The 16,522-nt window shown below is 65.8% G+C and carries 17 protein-coding genes and 1 tRNA gene; 9 read left to right on the top strand and 9 right to left on the bottom strand.

Annotated elements, in window-relative coordinates; translation table 11 throughout:
• Positions 1-45 precede the first annotated feature (45 nt).
• From ASF08_RS05565 to ASF08_RS05540, 6 genes are all read right to left on the bottom strand, one after another.
• Positions 46-1,173 (bottom strand): branched-chain amino acid ABC transporter substrate-binding protein, encoded by a 1,128-nt coding sequence (locus ASF08_RS05565; protein ID WP_373321233.1) that lies wholly within the window; start codon positions 1,171-1,173, stop codon positions 46-48.
• Between the two features lie 70 nt (positions 1,174-1,243).
• A complete protein-coding gene (locus ASF08_RS05560; protein WP_018044027.1) occupies positions 1,244-1,600 on the bottom strand; it encodes a DUF6867 family protein in 357 nt (118 codons plus the stop codon).
• A gap of 190 nt (positions 1,601-1,790) precedes the next feature.
• A complete protein-coding gene (locus ASF08_RS05555; RefSeq protein WP_056142363.1) occupies positions 1,791-2,561 on the bottom strand; it encodes an ABC transporter ATP-binding protein in 771 nt (256 codons plus the stop codon).
• A complete protein-coding gene (locus ASF08_RS05550; RefSeq protein ID WP_051074405.1) occupies positions 2,558-3,370 on the bottom strand; it encodes an ABC transporter ATP-binding protein in 813 nt (270 codons plus the stop codon). The genes ASF08_RS05555 and ASF08_RS05550 overlap by 4 nt, the downstream gene beginning before the upstream one ends.
• Before the next feature lie 104 nt (positions 3,371-3,474).
• Positions 3,475-4,827: a high-affinity branched-chain amino acid ABC transporter permease LivM gene (livM, locus tag ASF08_RS05545; RefSeq protein ID WP_443136802.1), complete on the bottom strand. Its 1,353-nt coding sequence runs from the start codon at positions 4,825-4,827 to the stop codon at positions 3,475-3,477.
• A gap of 1 nt (position 4,828) precedes the next feature.
• A complete protein-coding gene (locus ASF08_RS05540) occupies positions 4,829-5,746 on the bottom strand; it encodes a branched-chain amino acid ABC transporter permease (protein ID WP_056142360.1) in 918 nt (305 codons plus the stop codon).
• Positions 5,747-6,060: 314 nt separating this feature from the next.
• On the opposite strand from ASF08_RS05540, the gene ASF08_RS05535 reads away from it, so the two are divergent.
• The 3 genes from ASF08_RS05535 (at position 6,061) to ASF08_RS05520 (ending at position 7,874) form a co-directional block, all read left to right on the top strand.
• Entirely contained in the window at positions 6,061-6,687 is a 627-nt protein-coding gene (locus ASF08_RS05535) for an acyl-homoserine-lactone synthase (protein ID WP_018044022.1), read from the top strand.
• 120 nt (positions 6,688-6,807) lie between these two features.
• On the top strand, positions 6,808-6,957 hold the full coding sequence (locus tag ASF08_RS05530; protein ID WP_244474465.1) for a hypothetical protein: 150 nt from the start codon (positions 6,808-6,810) through the stop codon (positions 6,955-6,957).
• A gap of 284 nt (positions 6,958-7,241) precedes the next feature.
• On the top strand, positions 7,242-7,874 hold the full coding sequence (locus ASF08_RS05520; RefSeq protein WP_056142354.1) for a PRC-barrel domain-containing protein: 633 nt from the start codon (positions 7,242-7,244) through the stop codon (positions 7,872-7,874).
• 269 nt (positions 7,875-8,143) lie between these two features.
• On the opposite strand, the gene ASF08_RS05515 is transcribed toward ASF08_RS05520, so the two are convergent.
• Together ASF08_RS05515 and ASF08_RS05510 are read right to left on the bottom strand one after the other, a co-directional pair.
• Positions 8,144-8,228 (bottom strand) — tRNA-Leu (locus tag ASF08_RS05515).
• Positions 8,229-8,343: 115 nt separating this feature from the next.
• A complete protein-coding gene (locus ASF08_RS05510; RefSeq protein WP_018044018.1) occupies positions 8,344-8,649 on the bottom strand; it encodes a FliM/FliN family flagellar motor switch protein in 306 nt (101 codons plus the stop codon).
• Between the two features lie 137 nt (positions 8,650-8,786).
• On the opposite strand from ASF08_RS05510, the gene lipB reads away from it, so the two are divergent.
• Together lipB and ASF08_RS05500 are read left to right on the top strand one after the other, a co-directional pair.
• Complete coding sequence (lipB, locus tag ASF08_RS05505) at positions 8,787-9,440, top strand: lipoyl(octanoyl) transferase LipB (RefSeq protein WP_056142350.1); 654 nt, start codon at positions 8,787-8,789, stop codon at positions 9,438-9,440.
• Between the two features lie 386 nt (positions 9,441-9,826).
• Positions 9,827-10,987 carry a PepSY-associated TM helix domain-containing protein gene (locus ASF08_RS05500; RefSeq protein WP_056142348.1) on the top strand — a complete coding sequence of 387 codons (1,161 nt, stop codon included), beginning with the start codon at positions 9,827-9,829 and terminating at the stop codon, positions 10,985-10,987.
• 84 nt (positions 10,988-11,071) lie between these two features.
• Here ASF08_RS05500 and ASF08_RS26165 read toward each other — a convergent pair whose 3' ends face one another.
• Positions 11,072-11,584, bottom strand: coding sequence for a hypothetical protein (locus ASF08_RS26165; RefSeq protein ID WP_443136801.1), 513 nt, complete (start codon positions 11,582-11,584; stop codon positions 11,072-11,074).
• 60 nt (positions 11,585-11,644) lie between these two features.
• Between ASF08_RS26165 and ASF08_RS05495 the strand changes: the two genes are divergently transcribed.
• Genes ASF08_RS05495 through ASF08_RS05480 form a run of 4 tightly spaced genes read left to right on the top strand, consistent with a single transcriptional unit; the run spans position 11,645 to position 16,329 of the window.
• Complete coding sequence (locus tag ASF08_RS05495) at positions 11,645-13,339, top strand: O-linked N-acetylglucosamine transferase, SPINDLY family protein (RefSeq protein WP_338011743.1); 1,695 nt, start codon at positions 11,645-11,647, stop codon at positions 13,337-13,339.
• Positions 13,320-14,621 carry a DegT/DnrJ/EryC1/StrS family aminotransferase gene (locus tag ASF08_RS05490; RefSeq protein ID WP_244474464.1) on the top strand — a complete coding sequence of 434 codons (1,302 nt, stop codon included), beginning with the start codon at positions 13,320-13,322 and terminating at the stop codon, positions 14,619-14,621. The genes ASF08_RS05495 and ASF08_RS05490 overlap by 20 nt, the downstream gene beginning before the upstream one ends.
• Positions 14,618-15,433: a WbqC family protein gene (locus ASF08_RS05485; protein WP_244474463.1), complete on the top strand. Its 816-nt coding sequence runs from the start codon at positions 14,618-14,620 to the stop codon at positions 15,431-15,433. Before ASF08_RS05490 ends, ASF08_RS05485 begins: the two co-directional genes overlap by 4 nt.
• Positions 15,367-16,329, top strand: a complete 963-nt coding sequence (locus tag ASF08_RS05480) for a hypothetical protein (RefSeq protein ID WP_056142345.1) — start codon at positions 15,367-15,369, stop codon at positions 16,327-16,329. The genes ASF08_RS05485 and ASF08_RS05480 overlap by 67 nt, the downstream gene beginning before the upstream one ends.
• The last annotated feature ends 193 nt before the right edge of the window (positions 16,330-16,522 follow it).

Here is a 16,522-nt window from a genome sequence, read left to right as displayed (position 1 = left end):
ACGACGTCCTCTCCCCGCCCGGCGGGGAGAGGGGTAAGCGTAGTTCTACGGGACCTCGTTGCCAGCGTAGTTGATGGCGCCGTCGGCGCCCTTCTTCCACATGTACATGACGTAGTCGGGCCGGGTGATGTCGCCCTTCTTGTCGTAGGAGATGTCGCCGATCACGGTGTCAAACGGCTTGCCCTGCTGCATGTAGGTGGCGATCTTCTGCCCGTCGCTCGACTTCGTCGCCTCCATCGCCTGTTTCAGGATCTGCACGGCGGCGTAGGAATAGAGCGTGTAGCCCTCGGGATCGAAGTTCATAGCCTTGAAGGAGTCGATGGTGGCCTTGGCCTTCGGGTTCTTGCGGGCGTCGGGCGAGAAGGTCATCAGGGTGCCGTCCGAACCGGGACCGCCGACCTGAGAGAATTCCCGGTCGGCGATGCCGTCGCCACCCATGAGCGGGGCGGCGAGGCCCTGGTCGCGCATCTGGCGGATCAGGAGCCCGGCCTCGGTATAGAGGCCGCCGAAATAGACCACGTCGATGCCGGCCTGCTTCAGCTTCGAGACGAGGGAGGAGAAGTCCTTCTCGCCGGGGTTGATGCCCTCGAAGATAACGTTGGTGCCGCCCTTGGCCTTGAGCGCCTTCAGGGTCTCGTCGGCCAGCCCGCGTCCGTAGGGGGTCTTGTCATGGACGAAGGCGATCTTCTTGCCCTTGAACTTGTCGGCGAGGTAGGCGCCCGCCACCGCGCCCTGCTGGTCGTCGCGACCGCAGGTGCGGAACGTGTTCCAGTTGCCGCGCTCGGTATACTTGATCGCCGTCGAGGCGGGGCTGATCTCGATGATGCCGGCCTCCTGCAGCACGTCGGAGACCGGAATCGAGACGCCGGAATTGAACGCGCCGACCACGGCCTTCACGCCCTCGGAAGCGAACTTGTTGGCCACCGACACGCCCTGCTTGGGATCGGAGGCGTCGTCGCCCACGGTCATGACGAGCTTCTCGCCGTTGACGCCACCGGCCTTGTTGATATCGGCGATCGCCTGGGTCGCGCCGGTCTTGATCTGCGCGCCGAAGGCCGCGTTGGGGCCGGTGACCGGGACGACCACGCCGATCTTGATCTCGGCCTGCGCGGCACCCGCCAGCATCAGCGCACCCAGCGCCACGCTCATCGCCATCAGTGTCTTCATGGTCATTTCCCCTCGATCAGCGCGGCGGATTGAACGTGTCCCGCTTGGCGCATGGTTGCACGAAGATGTGTCGGGCTCACGTCCCTTGCCGGTCCCGCCAGGATAGCGGGCCGGTGCGCTCGTAGAGCCAGCGATACTGGGTGGTCATCTGCCGGGTGCGGGTGACCCGGTAGCCGAGCGCGCCGATGGCGAGGATCACCACCGCGTCGAGGGCGTAGCCGGCCGGCGAGAGTAGCGTACCCGAGAACAGGGCGTAATGCAGGAAGCGCGAGACCGCAGCGATGGCGAGCCCCGCCAGCACGCACTGCCAGAACGGACGCCATCCCCTGGCGAAGCTGCTGCCCGCCATCCAGGCCGCGCCCCCGCCCATCGCCAGGGTGACGAGGAGGAAGATGCCGAGATTGGGCGTGTCGAGGGACAGGGTCTCGGTCATGATGCCTTGCCTACCGATGCCATCCGAAGCGGGACGCGCTTTCCCTCCCCCCTCAGCGGGGGAGGGTGGCCCGCGAAGCGGGTCGGGAGAGGGGAGCGACGGCTCCGGAGAGGGCGCCCCCTCTCCCGCCTGCTCCGCAGGCACCCTCTCCCGCAGGGGGGAGAGGGTGGGGGCGTCATTGCCGACCCGCTCAATGCTGGCCCCCTTCGAGATAGGCGGCCTTCACCTGCGGGTTGTCGAGGAGTTCGCGGCCCGTGCCGCTCATCGTCACCGCGCCCGTCACCATGACGTAGCCGCGATGGGCCAGCTTGAGGGCGTGATAGGCGTTCTGCTCGACGATGAAGACGGTGAGCCCCTCGCGCTCGTTGAGCTCCCGCACGGCCGAGAAGATCTGCTTCACGATGAGCGGGGCGAGGCCGAGCGACGGCTCGTCGAGCATGAGGAGCTTCGGGCGGCTCATCAGGGCGCGGGCGATGGCCAGCATCTGCTGCTCGCCGCCGGACATGGTGCCGCCGCGCTGGTCGAGCCGCTCCTTCAGGCGCGGGAACAAGACGCACATGCGCTCGAGATCCTCGGCGAAATAGCGCCCGTCATGCAGGGCCGCGCCCATCTGCAGGTTCTCGCGCACGCTCATGCGGGAGAAGATGCGCCGCCCCTCCGGCGACTGGGCGATGTTGAGGCGCGCGATCTCGTGCGTCGCCATGCGGGTGATGTCGCGGCCCGCATAGGTGATGCTGCCGGTCCGTGCCTGCGGCTGGCCGAAGATCGTCATCATCAGGGTCGACTTGCCGGCCCCGTTGGCGCCGATCAGGGCGACGATCTCGCCCTCGTTCACGTGCAGATCGACGCCCTTCAGGGCCTGGATGCTGCCATAATAGGCAGAGACGCCGCGCACATCGAGGAGCGGCGCCTGAAGCGCGCGGGTCTCCTCCACGAGGACGTTGATGCCGGCGACACTCATGCTTGCGTTCCCGTCAGGCCGACCTCGGCCTCCACCGCCGCCACCTCCTCGTCGTCGACGCCGAGATAGGCGGCGATGACGCGGGTATCGGTGCGGATGTCGTCGGGCGTGCCGTCGGCGATCTTGGTGCCGTAATCGAGCACGACGATCCGGTCGGAGATCTGCATCACCACCGACATGTCGTGTTCGATGAGGAGGACGGAGGTGTCGTACTCGTCCCGGATCAGCCGCAGCAGGGTGTTCAGCTCCGAGGATTCGCGCGGGTTGAGGCCGGCGGCGGGCTCGTCGAGGCAGAGCAGCACCGGATCGGTGCACATGGCCCTGGCGATTTCGAGCCGGCGCTGATCGCCGTAGGGCAGGTCGCCGGCGGCATCGTCGGCCCGCGCCGTGAGACCGATCCGGTCGAGCCAGGCGGCGGCCTTCTCGATTCCCGCCTTCTCCGCGCTGCGATAGGCCGGCAGGCCGAGAATGCCGAGGATCGAGAAACCCGAGGCGCGCATCAGCGGCTTGTGCATGGCCACCAGCAGGTTCTCCAGCACGGTCATGCGCGGGAACAGGCGGATGTTCTGGAAGGTGCGGGCGACGCGGGCGAGCCGGTTCACGTCATGGCCGGGCAGGCGCTCGAGGAGGTAGGTCTCCCCGCCCTTCTGCACTAGGCGGATCATGCCCTCGCTCGGCTTGTAGAAGCCCGTGATGCAGTTGAAGACCGTGGTCTTGCCCGCGCCGTTGGGGCCGATCAGGGCCGTGATGTCGCCGCGCCCGACCTTGAACGAGAGGTCGTTGACGGCGGTGAGGCCGCCGAACCGCATGGTCAGGTGGTCGACGATCAGCACCGGATCGGCGGGGCCGCCGGGAATGGCGGCGGGGGGCTCGTCCTGCACCGTCGCGAGCCGGTTGATGCCTGTGGCGAGGGTCATCGGCCGCGCTCCGCGATGGTGACGGAGGGCGTTCGCTCGGAGATGAGGCCGCGCGGGCGGAACACCATCATCGCCACCATGGCGAGGCCGAACAGCAGAAGGCGGTACTCGTTGGGGTCGAACCCTTCGCCGAACACGGCCTTGAGGAAGCCGAGATTGCGCAGGAGTTCGGGGCCGCCGATCATGACGATGGCGGCGATGGCGACGCCGATCTGGCTGCCCATGCCGCCAAGCACGACGATGGCCAGGATGATGGCGCTCTCCAGGAAGTTGAAGCTCTCCGGCGAGACGAAGGCCTGCCGCACGGCGAAGAACGATCCGGCGAAGCCCGCGAACATCGCCCCCAGGGCGAAGGCGGTGAGCTTGGTGATGGTGGTGTCGATGCCGAGCGAGCGGCAGGCGATCTCGTCCTCGCGCAGCGCTTCCCAGGCCCGCCCGAGGGGCAGGCGCCGCATGCGCAGGGTCACGAGGTTGGTGACGAGCGCCAGGACCAGGATCAGGTAATACAGGAAGACCAGCCGGTGCATGGCGTTGAAGCTGAGCCCGAACGTGGCGGCGAACCCGTTCTCACCCGCCGTGAAGGGCAGGCCGAAGAAGCTGACGCGCGGGATCGAGGAAATGCCGGCCGCGCCCCCCGAGAAGTCCGTCCAGTTGATGAGGACGAGGCGGATGATCTCGCCGAAGGCCAGGGTCACGATGGCGAGGTAATCGCCCCGGAGCCTGAGGACGGGAAAGCCCAGCAGCACGCCGAAGGCGGCGGCGAACAGGCCGGCGAGGGGCAGGCAGATCCAGAAGGACAGGCCGAACACCGTGGAGAGCAGGGCGTAGGAATAGGCCCCCACCGCGTAGAAGGCGACGTAGCCGAGGTCGAGGAGGCCGGCGAGGCCGACCACGATGTTGAGCCCCCATCCGAGCATGACGTAGGTCAGGATCAGGATGCCGAGATCGATCCAGTAGCGGCCCTCGCCGAGGGACCCGGTGAGGAGGCTGGCGAGGAGCGGCAGGGCGAGGGCGACCACGAGGGTGATGGGCGCGAGGATCGCGGCGAGGCGGCTCGCCCCTTCCACCACCGGCGCACGGGCGGCCCGCCGCCGCGCCCGCCCGGTGAGGTAGAGCTGCTGCACGAGGCGCAGGACGAAGATGGCGGCGCAGAGGGCGAAGACGGTGCCCCAGCGGCTGGTGATGACAAGGCCGATGCCCTGGCCGAGATCGGTGCGGTAGCTGACGATGGGCACGCACAGGCCCAGCGTCACCAGGGCGAACAGCCCGGCATCCTTGATCAGGCCGGGCAGGGGAGAGGCCTCGGCGCGGGCGGTCGCGGCGATGGGGGTGGTCGAACCGGATGCCACGTCAGACCTTCTCCACTTCGGGCCGGCCGAGGATGCCCGAAGGCTTGAAGATGAGCACGACGATGAGGATCAAGAAAGCGGCCACATCCTTGTACTCGATGGAGAAATAGGCCGACCAGAAGGTCTCGATCAGCCCGATGATGATCCCGCCTATGACGGCGCCGGGAAGCGAGCCGATGCCGCCGAGCACGGCGGCCGTGAAGGCCTTCACGCCGGGCACGAACCCGTCCGAGAACGAGACCACGCCGTAATAGAGCAGGTAGAGCGTGCCCGCGACGGCGGCCAGGGCGGCGCCGAGGACGAAGGTCAGGGAGATCGTGCGGTCGACGTTGATGCCGAGCAGCGCCGCCATGCGCCGGTCCTGCTCCACGGCGCGCTGCGCGCGGCCGAAAGGCGTCTTCTGAACGAGGTACCAGAAACCTGCGAGCAGCACGGCCGTGGTGATCATGATGATCGCCTGCTTGTAGGACAGGGTCACCGTGTACTGCTCGTTCTGGTAGAGCACGACAACATCGCGAACGAGGGGCGGCACCGGCTTGTTGCGGGCGCCCTGCACCACCTGGACGAAGTTCGACAGGAAGATCGACACGCCGATCGCCGAGATCAGCGGTGCGAGGCGGAACGAGCCGCGCAGGGGCCGGTAGGCCACCCGTTCGATCGCCCATCCCCACAGGGCGGTCAGCGCCATGGCGATGACGAGCACGATCAGGAAGACCAGGGCCACCGAGGACAGGCCGAGCCAGGTGGTGAGGATGAGGAACGCGATGAGCGCGATGAAGGCCGAGACCATGAAGACGTCGCCGTGGGCGAAATTCACCATGCCGATGATGCCGAAGACCATCGTGTAGCCGATGGCGATCAGGCCGTAGATCGACCCGAGGGTCAGGCCGTTGATGAATTGCTGGGCGAAGAATTCCATCGATGGGCTTTCGCGAATGGCATGCCAGATGGCCGCCCGGGGCTTTCCCGCGGCGGCCCACCGCCAGGATCGAGCGTGTTCGGCGCGGGCGAGTGTCTGCAAGAACGCTTCGGGGTCAATGCGGAAATCGCCACGGTCCGAAGGGATTGTCAGCCCTCGTCACGGTGCCGTCCCCGGAAAACGACGGCACGAAGAGACGAATACGCTCCGCCAGCACCCTGGCGTGGAGCAACTCGCCATCGACCCTACGGTTTCCCGTAGTACGCAGCGTCGCCCGGCACTGCCAGACATGCTCCGAAGACGGAGAGGCTGGCATGATCCACATCGTTACACCCGCCAACGAGACCATGTATCGCGACGAGATGGAACAGGCTTGGCGCCTGCGCCACGACATCTTCGTGACCGAGAAGGGATGGACGGACCTCGCCAAGCCGGATCGTCGCGAGATCGATCAATTCGATACGCCGCATGCCATCCATTTTCTGGCGATCGAGGAGAGCAGAGTCATCGGCTATAGTCGGCTTCTCCCGACGACACGCCCGCACCTGCTGTCGGACATCATGCCCCAACTGTGCGAAGGCGAACTCCCGCGCGGCAGCGATTGCTGGGAATGGACGCGGCAGGCGGTGGCGCGCTCGCACCGGGCGCGGGGCAAGGCGGTCAACCCGGTCTCCCTCGCTCTCCTCACCGGCATCGTCGAATGGGGGATGCATCACGGTGTGAACCGTCTCGTGCTGCAGATGCCGACGCTTTACCTGCTGCATGTGGTGCAGCTGCATTTCCGCGCCCGCCCGCTCGGCCTGCCCCACGCGATCAGCGGCGAGGACATCATCGCGGCGACCGCGGAATTCGACGAGCGCACCCTGGCGCGCCTGCGCAACGTCAGCGGCAATCCGGATTCGGTGCTCGCGCCGGCCTCCTATGCCTATCTCGCCGCCTGAGCGAAGGCCGCTGGCCGAACCATCCAGACCATTTCGAAGAGGGGGCTCTTCGATAAGAGAAGAACAAGGGCTGACATCATGTACGCATCGGTGATCGAGAGAGACGAAAGTCTCGACTCGTTGGCAGGACATTGCATCGCGGCACGGACCATCATCGAGGCTTCGGGCACATCGGTGATGCGCCAATTGATCGACCTCCTTCTCTTCGAGATCGGCGTGGCCATGGCGAAGGCGACGGAGACCGAACAGCAGCCGGCACGCAGCAACTGACGCGGTGGAGGGTACGATCCCGCTCGGATTCGTGCCGTCTTGGTCCCGGCATCTCGAACCTGCTCCCTCGAACGAGGCGAGGACTCTGCCGACGGGCGCGGCCTCGCCATCGACATGGGGGACATGCGCACGGGCCCACCGCTCTCCTGGCGGAGCAATACCGACCGCATCCATGCCGGCGAAGGCGAGGGCGCCATCGTCGGGGGCAGGGCAGGGATGAACCAGTATCCGTCCGCGCGTGTTGAGCCCCGGTAGATCGCTCCGGATCGCACGGAAGAACCCACATGCCGACACTAGCCCGCACCCTTGCGCTCATCCTCGCAGTCTCCGCGGCGCCGGCACTCGCGCAGGAGGGACAGGCGGCCGAGGGGCGGCAGGCGGCAAAGCCTGCCTTCCTCACGCAGGCTCCGCTGGGTAGCGTCAAGGTGTCCAGGATCATCGGCCTGCGCGTGGTCGGCCAGGATCACGTCAAGGTCGGTGCGATCGAGGACGTGATGGTGGACGGCAGCGGCCGCGCTCAGGCCGTGGTGATCGATGTCGGCGGCTTCCTCGGGGTCGGTGGCAAGAAGGTCGCGGTGCCCTTCGACCAATTGGTGTGGAACAGCCACGCGAAGGCGGGGCAGGCACCGGACCCCTCCATCGTCAAGCCGAAGGACGCCCCATCCGAGGCCCGGGCGGCCGAGGTGACCCCGGAGACCATGCCCGGCGCAAAGTCCGGCAACGCCGTCCTCAACGCGGAGACCACCGGCGACACCAACCAGGCCACCGGCCCAGCCGGCGCCGCCGTCACGACCGATGCCACGAAGGACCGGGCGACGGTCCAGATCGGAGAGCCGGTCGAGGCAGAGATCCGCCGCACGAAGGCGGAGCTGGAGGCAGCACCGGTCTTCACCTATCCGACACAGACGGCGCCGTGATGCGTGGTTCGGGAATGGCCGCGACGATGTGGTCCGCTGGTTGAGGCACCCGTTTGAGGCGCAACGGGAAGCCTCCGGTCAGTCACGACCGGGCGCCATGCGGGTCAGACCGCCCGTAGAATCTCGCGAAGCGCGCCCGACATCATCGGCCCCTAGCCGGGATCGAGTCAGCGCAGCGATATTCAGACCGATTTCGATGTAACGAGCCCGGAGGCACTCGAGCCTTCATCGGGCATCAGACGCTTCGGGGTACATCAACTCGAAAGAGTTGGTGCGGCCAAGAGGACTCGAACCTCCACCCCTTGCAGGACTAGCACCTCAAGCTAGCGCGTCTACCAATTCCGCCATGGCCGCATCGGTACCACCCGTTCCGCCGCGCTCTCCGCCGGAGGGCGGTGCGGGGCGTTTCGTGTGGCGCGGCGCAGCGGATAACAGATCGAATCTGCCACGACAAGCGCCGTCATGCGTCTCAGATGAGATCCACCGGTCCATCGAGGATCTGGACCGCCCCGTCGCCGATGGTCACGCCGGGCGTGCGCACCACTTCCGCCTTGCGGATCAGTTCGGTGATCTCAACCGAAATCCGGTTTCCCGTCACGACGATCTGGCCGCGGGCGATCGGGTGGTCGTTGGCGAGAATCTCGACCATATCGGTTTCCGTGGATTCGAGTTCGATCACGGCGCCGCGTCCCATGCGCAGCAGCATGTGGAGCGGCATGTGGCTGCGCCCGAGCACGACCGAGAGATCGACCTTGAGGTCTTCGAAAACTGCCACGCGCCACGAACTCCATCGGCCCATATCGGGCCTCACTCGACAGAGTGTTCCTGAGATATGGTGAAGCCTTGGTAAACGATGCCCCCCGCAGCGCCCGGCTTTCCGCCTCGACGGCCGATTTTCGACCGCGATCCGGCATGCGGCCGGTCCTGTGGCGGATCAGCGACACCCTCGTCCCCTACGACGAGGCGGTGGCGGCAATGGAAGCACATGCCGGGCGGATCGCGACCGGGGAGGCGGCCGAGATGGTCTGGCTGCTCGAACACCCGCCGCTCTACACCGCCGGCACCTCGGCAAAGACCGCAGATCTCGTCGAGCCCGACCGGTTCCCGGTCCACGCCACGGGGCGGGGCGGCCAGTACACTTATCACGGGCCGGGGCAGCGGGTGGCCTATGTGATGCTCGACCTCAACCGGCGCAGACCGGACCTGCGCGCCTACGTTTCCGCCTTGGAAGCCTGGATCATCGCCACCCTCGGCGCCTTCAACGTGCGCGGCGAACGGCGCGAGGACCGCGTCGGCGTCTGGGTGCGCCGGCCCGAGAAAGGGGAGGGGGTGGAGGACAAGATCGCAGCGATCGGTATCCGCGTGCGGCGCTGGGTGAGCTTCCACGGCATCAGCCTCAATGTGGAGCCCGACCTGTCGCATTTCACCGGCATCGTCCCCTGCGGCATCAGCGGCCACGGCGTGACCAGCCTCGTCGATCTCGGCCAGATCGTCACCCTGCCCGAAGTGGACATGGCGCTGCGTGCCTCGTTCGAAGCGATATTCGGAGAGACGCAAGACGGATGAGAGCGTGTGCAACACGGACACAGGGCCCGACATGGGATCGACGGGGGTTGCGAAATACTGCTTTTCGCCGATTCAATGCCCCGGCGATCCAGCCAACATATTGAATTATAATTTGTTTTATCGGATCGTCGCCGACAAAGCCTTCAGATAATGACCGTCGGCGCCCGGGCCAACACAATAAAACCATTCTCAATCAAGCATCGATTCGCTGTGACTTGACGACGGACAATTGACAGGCCCGTGGTCGCGTTTGTAGCCCCTGACTGAGCGTGGTCAGGCAGAGCGGCGATCCGTCTCGCGTAGCGCCACCCGGCTCCGGTATCGAGCGTTGGGCGATCCGTTCCACGCGATCGTGACCGCACGGCTGTTCTGATAGGCGCCCGCTCATGACGATCCGCACCGTTCTGTTCCGCCTGCATTGGCTGCTCGGCCTCACGGCCGGACTGGTCCTCGCCCTCGTTGGCGTGACCGGCGCGATGCTGAGCTATGAAGAAGCACTGACGGAATGGGCGAACGGCGACCGCGCCTTCGTCGCCGCGAGCGATGCGCCCCGCCTCTCGCCGGCCGCCCTCAAGGAAAGGGTCGAGACGCAGCGGCCAGGCCTCACGGTGAGTTCCCTGATTCTTTGGGCCGATCCGGAGCGAAGCCCGCGCATCCGCTTCGCTGGCGATGCCAAGCTGAGCGTGCGACCGCCGACACTCTATCTCGACCCCGTCGACGGCCGCGAACTCGGCGAGATGCGGCTGGAGGGCGCTTTCGCCACGATCCGCAAGCTGCATCGCTGGCTGCTCCTGCCGGGGGACGGCAAGGGCTGGGGCCGCAGCATCACCGGCATCTGCACCATCGCCCTGCTCCTATTCCTGGGAACGGGGCTCTACCTGCGCTGGCCCAGGATCCATTCCTGGAAAATCTGGCTGAAGCCCTTCCTCAAGCGGCCCGGTCGGCCGCGCTGGTGGTCGCTACACAGCATCGCCGGGACCTGGCTCATTCCGTTCTACGCCGCCATCGCCCTGACCGGGCTATGGTGGTCCTACGACGCCTATCGAAACGCCGCGACCTGGCTGCTCACCGGCGAAACCCGAGCCGCACGGGCGCCGCGCAGTCCGGGCGCACCCCCGCAGGTCCACGCGTCGGCCCTGGATATGGCCTGGGCGACCTTCAGCGCCGGGGAGGGGGCGGGCGCTCACATGGCGCTCATCGCACTCCCTGGGCCGGAACTGGCGACGATCCGCATCCGCTTCCTCGCCGCTTCCTCGGATCTGCCGAAGGCGCGCGACGAAGCGACGTTCGATCCCGTCACCGGCGCCCGCCTCTCTCAGACCCGATTCTCCGACAAGCCTTTGGGCCAGCAGATGGCCGAGAACATGCTGGAGGTGCATCGCGGGCGTTTCTTCGGCGGCATCGTCGCCTTCCTGTTCTTCACCGCGGCCCTGGCGATGCCGCTCTTCGCGGTCACCGGCCTGGTCCTCTACGTCCTGCGCCGCGGCGCCCGGCGCCGTAGATCGATGGCCGCGGCACCTGCCGGCGCAACGACGAGTCGCGCCTGAGCTGATGGCTGGTCCCGGCGCGGTGGCCTGCAGAGGATCTCTGCGTCCGTTTCACCGACACCGGGGTTCCGATTTCACGGGGCACTAAGAGGCATCGCTCAGGTCATATCCACGTCTGACAGATCCTGGCAGGCACTTGCACTTTAACGAGTTGTTAACTGCGAGCTTCATATCCTCCCCCCATGTGAAGGGGTGGATATGCTCGAACATCGCAGGATGCGCACGGTCGAGAGCCCTCGCTCCATGGAGCCCATCGGGCGCTAAGTTGCCAAGGCGGCCACGCATATCGCTGCCGGCCGCTTCCAGAAAGCGCATCTCAATCTTCAACGCGCCCTGGAATTGGCACCCGCCGATGCGAGTGTGCATTACCAGTTCGGTCTCCTGACCTGTAAAGTCGATGCCCCGGGGCCGGCGATTCCGCACTTTATAAACGCTCTCAGGGCAGCCCCCGAACGATCCGCCTATTGGTTCGCCCTCGCGGGTGCGCTCCTGGAGGTCGACCGGATCGGAGAAGCGCGTGCGCTGATGGAGCGTTTCCGGGATCGAGGCGTGTCCGACGAGGAATCGCGCGCCGCCCTCAAAGACGTCGTCGACCACGCATTCTCCCTCGCACAGGCACGTTTCAAGGAGGGCGCCTTCCCAGTTGCGGAAGCATCGTTGGACCTCATCCTCTTCCTCGATGAGACGCATTCCGGCGCGACCTATCTCGCGGCCGCCATCGCCGCCCAGACCGGCCGCCTTCAGCAGGCGTTCGATCTCTTCAGCATCGTGATCGACCGGGAGCCGGACAACGCCACCTACTTCGCCAGCCTCGGCGCACTCCTGATGACAATGGGGGATAACGGGGGGGCCGTCTGGGCGCTGGAGAAGTCGGTCGGCCTCGACCCGGATCTCGCCATCGCTCATTCGAACCTGTCCGGCGTACTCCAGAAAGTCTCCCGACATGGCCTGGCGATGAGCCATGCGCAGCAGGCCATCGCGCTCGATCCCGCCTGCGTCGGCGCTCACATCAATCTCGGCTGCAGCCAGAAAAGCCTCGGCCAACTGACCGACGCGATTCGGAGCTTCGACCGGGCGCTCGCTCTCCAGCCCCTCAACGTAATCGCCTATTCCAACCGGCTGTTCGCGAAGCTCTATGCCGAGGCCATTCCGGCCGCCGATTACGTCTCGGACGCCCGGATGTTCGGTACGCGCTTCGCCGATCCGCTCCTGCGGCTGCGGCCATTCGCCAAAGACCGGGATCCCGAGCGCCGGCTGCGGATCGGGCTCGTCTCCGGCGATCTCTGCACCCATGCCGTCGCCCGGTTCATCGAGCCTTTCCTGGAGCATCTGGACCGCTCCTCGATGGATGTCTACGCCTACATGACCCATGCTCATGAGGACGACGTATCGAGACGCCTGAGCACCATGTTGGACGGCTGGCGCAACATCTCCGGCCTGGACGACGACGCGGCGGCCGACCTCATCGAGGCGGACGCGATCGACGTTCTCGTCGATCTGTCGGGCCACAGTTCCGGCCACAGGCTGCTGCTCTTCGCTCGCAAGCCGGCACCCGTTCAGGTGACATGGATCGGCCATCCCGCAACGACGGGCCTGCGTGCCATCGACTACCGTCTGACCGACGCCGTGCACGACCTGCCCGGCGTGTCGGAGGATCTGCACACCGAGACAGTGTGGCGCTTGCCGGGTGTATCGGCGACGTATCAGGCGCGCGGCGACATTCCCGCGGTTCGGGGCCGTCCGCCTTTCGAGGATAACGGATACGTGACCTTCGGAGTCTTGAACCGCTTCGAGAAGATCAGCGACCTTGCCCTGGAGACATGGGCCGGCATCCTTCATACCCTTCCCGATGCGCGACTGTTCATGGTTGTCGCCGATGTCGGCGAGTCCGACATCCTAGCGCAGGTCGAGGAACGCCTCGCGAGAGCAGGGTTACCCCTCGATCGGATTCGCCTGCACCCGCGCGTCTCGACGGGCTACTTCGAGCTTTATCACCAGATCGACATCGCCCTCGATTCCTTTCCCTACAACGGCGGAACCACGAGCTGCGACACACTCTACATGGGGGTTCCCTTCGTCGCCCTGCAGGGCGCGAGCGCGGTCGCGCGCACGGGGGTTGCTGTGCTGACGGCCGTTGGGCTCGAGGAATTGGCGGCCGAGACGCCGGAGGCATACGCGGCCTGCGCACTGTCCCTCGCGCGTGATCCAGATCGGTTGCGAGAGGTCCGATCGGGGCTGCGGGAACGCATGATCGCCAGCCCTCTCATGGATCACGCGCGCTTGGCCGCCCATGTCGGCGAAGCCTTTCGCACCATGTGGAGGCGTTGGGTCGATGCGAGTCGCGCTGCATAATTCCCCACCCGATCCCGACGGTGTCGCTGAGCCCGTTCCCCAGGACACGGGGAACGCTTCAGTGCTCGCGACCCTGCAACGGCTCGATCAGGAATTCGCCCGCATCCTCGACATACCCGCGGATACCTCCACCGCAGCGGAGGAGCTTGGGCAATGCGGTGACATCGGGACGGCGGCAGCCGAACCGATCTTCGTCACGCGACCATTCCTACCGCCGTTCGAGGAGTTCGAACCGCTCCTGCGGCGCATCTGGCAGACCCGGATCCTAACCAATGGCGGCCCCTTCCACCAGGAATTGGAGGCGCGCCTCCGCGGCCATCTCGGCGTCCCGCAGGTGGCCCTTTTCAACAATGCCACCACGGCACTGATGGTAGCGCTACGGTCGCTGGACCTGTCGGGTGAAGTGATCACGACGCCCTACTCCTTCGTTGCCACGTCCCATGCCCTGCTCTGGAGCGGGCTCACCCCCGTCTTCGTGGACGTCGATCCGCGGACGCTGAACCTCGATCCCGCCCGCATCGAAGCCGCCATCACGCCGCGCACGACTGCGATCCTGCCCGTCCACTGCTACGGGCATCCCTGCGATGTCGAGGCCATTGACGCGATCGCCCGGAAGCACGGGTTGAAGGTCATTTACGACGCGGCCCATGCCTTCGGCGTGCGCTACAAGGGCCGTAGCGTCCTGAATGACGGCGATCTCTCGGTCCTGAGCTTTCACGCCACGAAGGTGTTCAATACCTTCGAGGGTGGTGCCATCATCTGCGCCGACCCGGTTCAAAAGGACCGGATCGACAAGCTCAAGAACTTCGGCCACGACGGCGAAACGTCAGTGATGGAGGTGGGCCTCAACGGCAAGATGAGCGAGATGAACGCCGCCCTCGGCCTCGTGCAGCTCAATTACGTCGATGCGGCCCATGCACGTCGGCGGGACATCGATGCAGCCTATCGGAAAGGGCTGCGCGAAGTCCCCGGTGTCCGCTGTCTGGAAAATTGCGGCGAGGATACCGCCAATTACGCGTACTTTCCGATCCTCCTCGGTCCCGACTACCCGATCAGCCGGGACGCGCTCAACGAAGCGCTCAAACGCGACGGAATCCATCCGCGGCGCTACTTCTACCCCCTCATCTCCGAACATCCGATGTATCGGACACTACCGTCCGCTCTGCGCGAGCAGCTTCCCGTCGCTGCGGCGGCGGCCGACAGTGTGCTATGCTTGCCGATCTATCCGGACCTGGACGAGGCCGTCGTTGCACGCGTCGTCCGGCGGATCGCGAACCTGTGACCGTCGCCATGAGCCGTGCCGTGAAAGCCGCGCCTGCGGTGGCGATCATGCAACCGTACCTGTTTCCCTATATCGGCTACTTCCAGTTGATCGCCGCCGTCGACCAGTTCGTTATCTACGATACCGTGAAATACACCAAGAAGGGTTGGATCAACCGCAACCGCTTCCTGCGCGATGGTGAGCCGGTAGTCTTCACCTTGCCCCTCGACAAGGATGGCGACCATCTTGACATCCGCGAGAGGCGGGTCGCGGCAAGTTTTAATCCGGACAGGCTCTGCGCCCAAATTGCTCAGGCCTATCGGCGCGCCCCGCATCTCGACGAGACGATGGGGCTCGTCGAGACCGTGCTACGCATCGAATCGACGAACCTGTTCGATCACCTTCGGCGCGCCCTGGCGCTGACCTGCGCACATCTCTCGATCGACACGCCGGTCCGTACCGCGTCCGAAATCGAAGGCGTGACGGATCTGCGCCGGCAGGATCGCGTACTGGACATCTGCGAGCGTCTGGGCGCTTCCACTTACATCAACCCGATCGGCGGTACGGCGCTCTACGACCCTGCTGCCTTCGCTCAACGAGGGATCGCCTTGCGCTTCTTGCGCAGCCGGCCCTTCGCCTATGGTCAGGCCAACCACCCGTTCGTTCCGTGGTTGTCGATCCTCGACGTCCTGATGTTTAATCCTCGCTCGTCGCTCCGGGCCGTGCTGACGGGCGGCTACGACCTCATCGAGCAGGAGGACAACCTTTGCCCCGCTGGCGCAAGCTCGGACGCGTCTTCGATCCCGCGACCGTCACAGGCCGTCCCTGGCTGAAATCTTTCGCCCAGGCGCCGGCCGCCCTCGTCTGCGACGATGTCGTGAGAATGTACTTCTCCTGCCGGCCGGATCCCGATGCCGACGGCCGCTACGTCAGCTACAGCGCCTATGTCGATCTCGACCGGAGTGACCTGTTCAAAATCCGTAGCGTTGCGGACGAACCGATCCTGCCGCTTGGCGGCACCGGCACGTTCGACGAGTTCGGGACCTATCCCGTCTCGGTCATCCGGACGGGATCGGAGGTCCGCGCCTATTATGCGGGATGGACACGCTGCGTCTCGGTTCCCTTCAACACGGCGATCGGCTGCGCCGTGAGCCGCGATGGCGGACGCCGCTTCGAACGTCTGGGACCCGGCCCGATCCTGCCCTACTCGCCGGACGAGCCTTTCGTCATGAGCGGACCGAAGGTGCGCCGCTTCGACGATGCTTGGTACCTGTTCTACATCGCAGGCCGCTCGTGGAAGCTGGTCGACGGCTGCCCGGAGCCGGTCTACCGGATACGGATGGCGACCTCGTCCGACGGCCTGTCTTGGGCGAAGGCGAACCGCGACTTGATCCCGCCGCGGATCGAGGCGGACGAAGCCCAGGCCAGCCCCGACGTCTTCGAGGCTGGCGGTCGCTACCACATGCATTTCTGCTACCGCTACAGCGCGGGCTTTCGCAGCCATGAGCGCGGCTACCGGATCGGCTACGCCTGGAGCACGGATCTGCTCCACTGGACTCGCGACGACACCCGGTGCGGCATCGACGTTGCGGCAGAGGGCTGGGACTCACAGATGATCAGCTACCCCCACGTCTTCGCCGTGGACGGCCGTATCTACCTCGCCTATCTCGGCAACGAGGTCGGCCGCGGCGGCTTCGGTCTGGCGGTGCTCGACGGCTTACTCGACTGAGCCGCCATGCGTTGGAAAAAACTCGGCCAGATCTTCGATCTTCGGCAGCATCCGATCCCATTCGGATGCGGTGCTTTCGCACAATCTCCACAGGCCCTCGTCCTAGACGATCGTGTGCGGATCTTCTTCTCGACCCGCAGCCGGGAACCGGATGGCCAGTATCTCAGCCATGCCGCCTTCGTCGACATGCGGA

This window comes from Methylobacterium sp. Leaf85 (assembly GCF_001422125.1).
GTDB lineage: Bacteria > Pseudomonadota > Alphaproteobacteria > Rhizobiales > Beijerinckiaceae > Methylobacterium > Methylobacterium bullatum.
The sequence above is the reverse complement of the archived record's forward strand: the minus strand, read 5'-3'. Positions and strand labels throughout refer to the sequence as shown.

Coding starts and splice junctions, on each gene's coding strand:
- ASF08_RS05565 (WP_373321233.1), bottom strand. CDS start 1,173: ATGACCATGAAGACACTGATGGCGATGAGCGTGGCGCTGGGTGCGCTG.
- ASF08_RS05560 (WP_018044027.1), bottom strand. CDS start 1,600: ATGACCGAGACCCTGTCCCTCGACACGCCCAATCTCGGCATCTTCCTC.
- ASF08_RS05555 (WP_056142363.1), bottom strand. CDS start 2,561: ATGAGTGTCGCCGGCATCAACGTCCTCGTGGAGGAGACCCGCGCGCTT.
- ASF08_RS05550 (WP_051074405.1), bottom strand. CDS start 3,370: ATGCGGTTCGGCGGCCTCACCGCCGTCAACGACCTCTCGTTCAAGGTC.
- ASF08_RS05540 (WP_056142360.1), bottom strand. CDS start 5,746: ATGGAATTCTTCGCCCAGCAATTCATCAACGGCCTGACCCTCGGGTCG.
- ASF08_RS05535 (WP_018044022.1), top strand. CDS start 6,061: ATGATCCACATCGTTACACCCGCCAACGAGACCATGTATCGCGACGAG.
- ASF08_RS05520 (WP_056142354.1), top strand. CDS start 7,242: ATGCCGACACTAGCCCGCACCCTTGCGCTCATCCTCGCAGTCTCCGCG.
- lipB (WP_056142350.1), top strand. CDS start 8,787: ATGCGGCCGGTCCTGTGGCGGATCAGCGACACCCTCGTCCCCTACGAC.
- ASF08_RS05500 (WP_056142348.1), top strand. CDS start 9,827: ATGACGATCCGCACCGTTCTGTTCCGCCTGCATTGGCTGCTCGGCCTC.
- ASF08_RS05490 (WP_244474464.1), top strand. CDS start 13,320: ATGCGAGTCGCGCTGCATAATTCCCCACCCGATCCCGACGGTGTCGCT.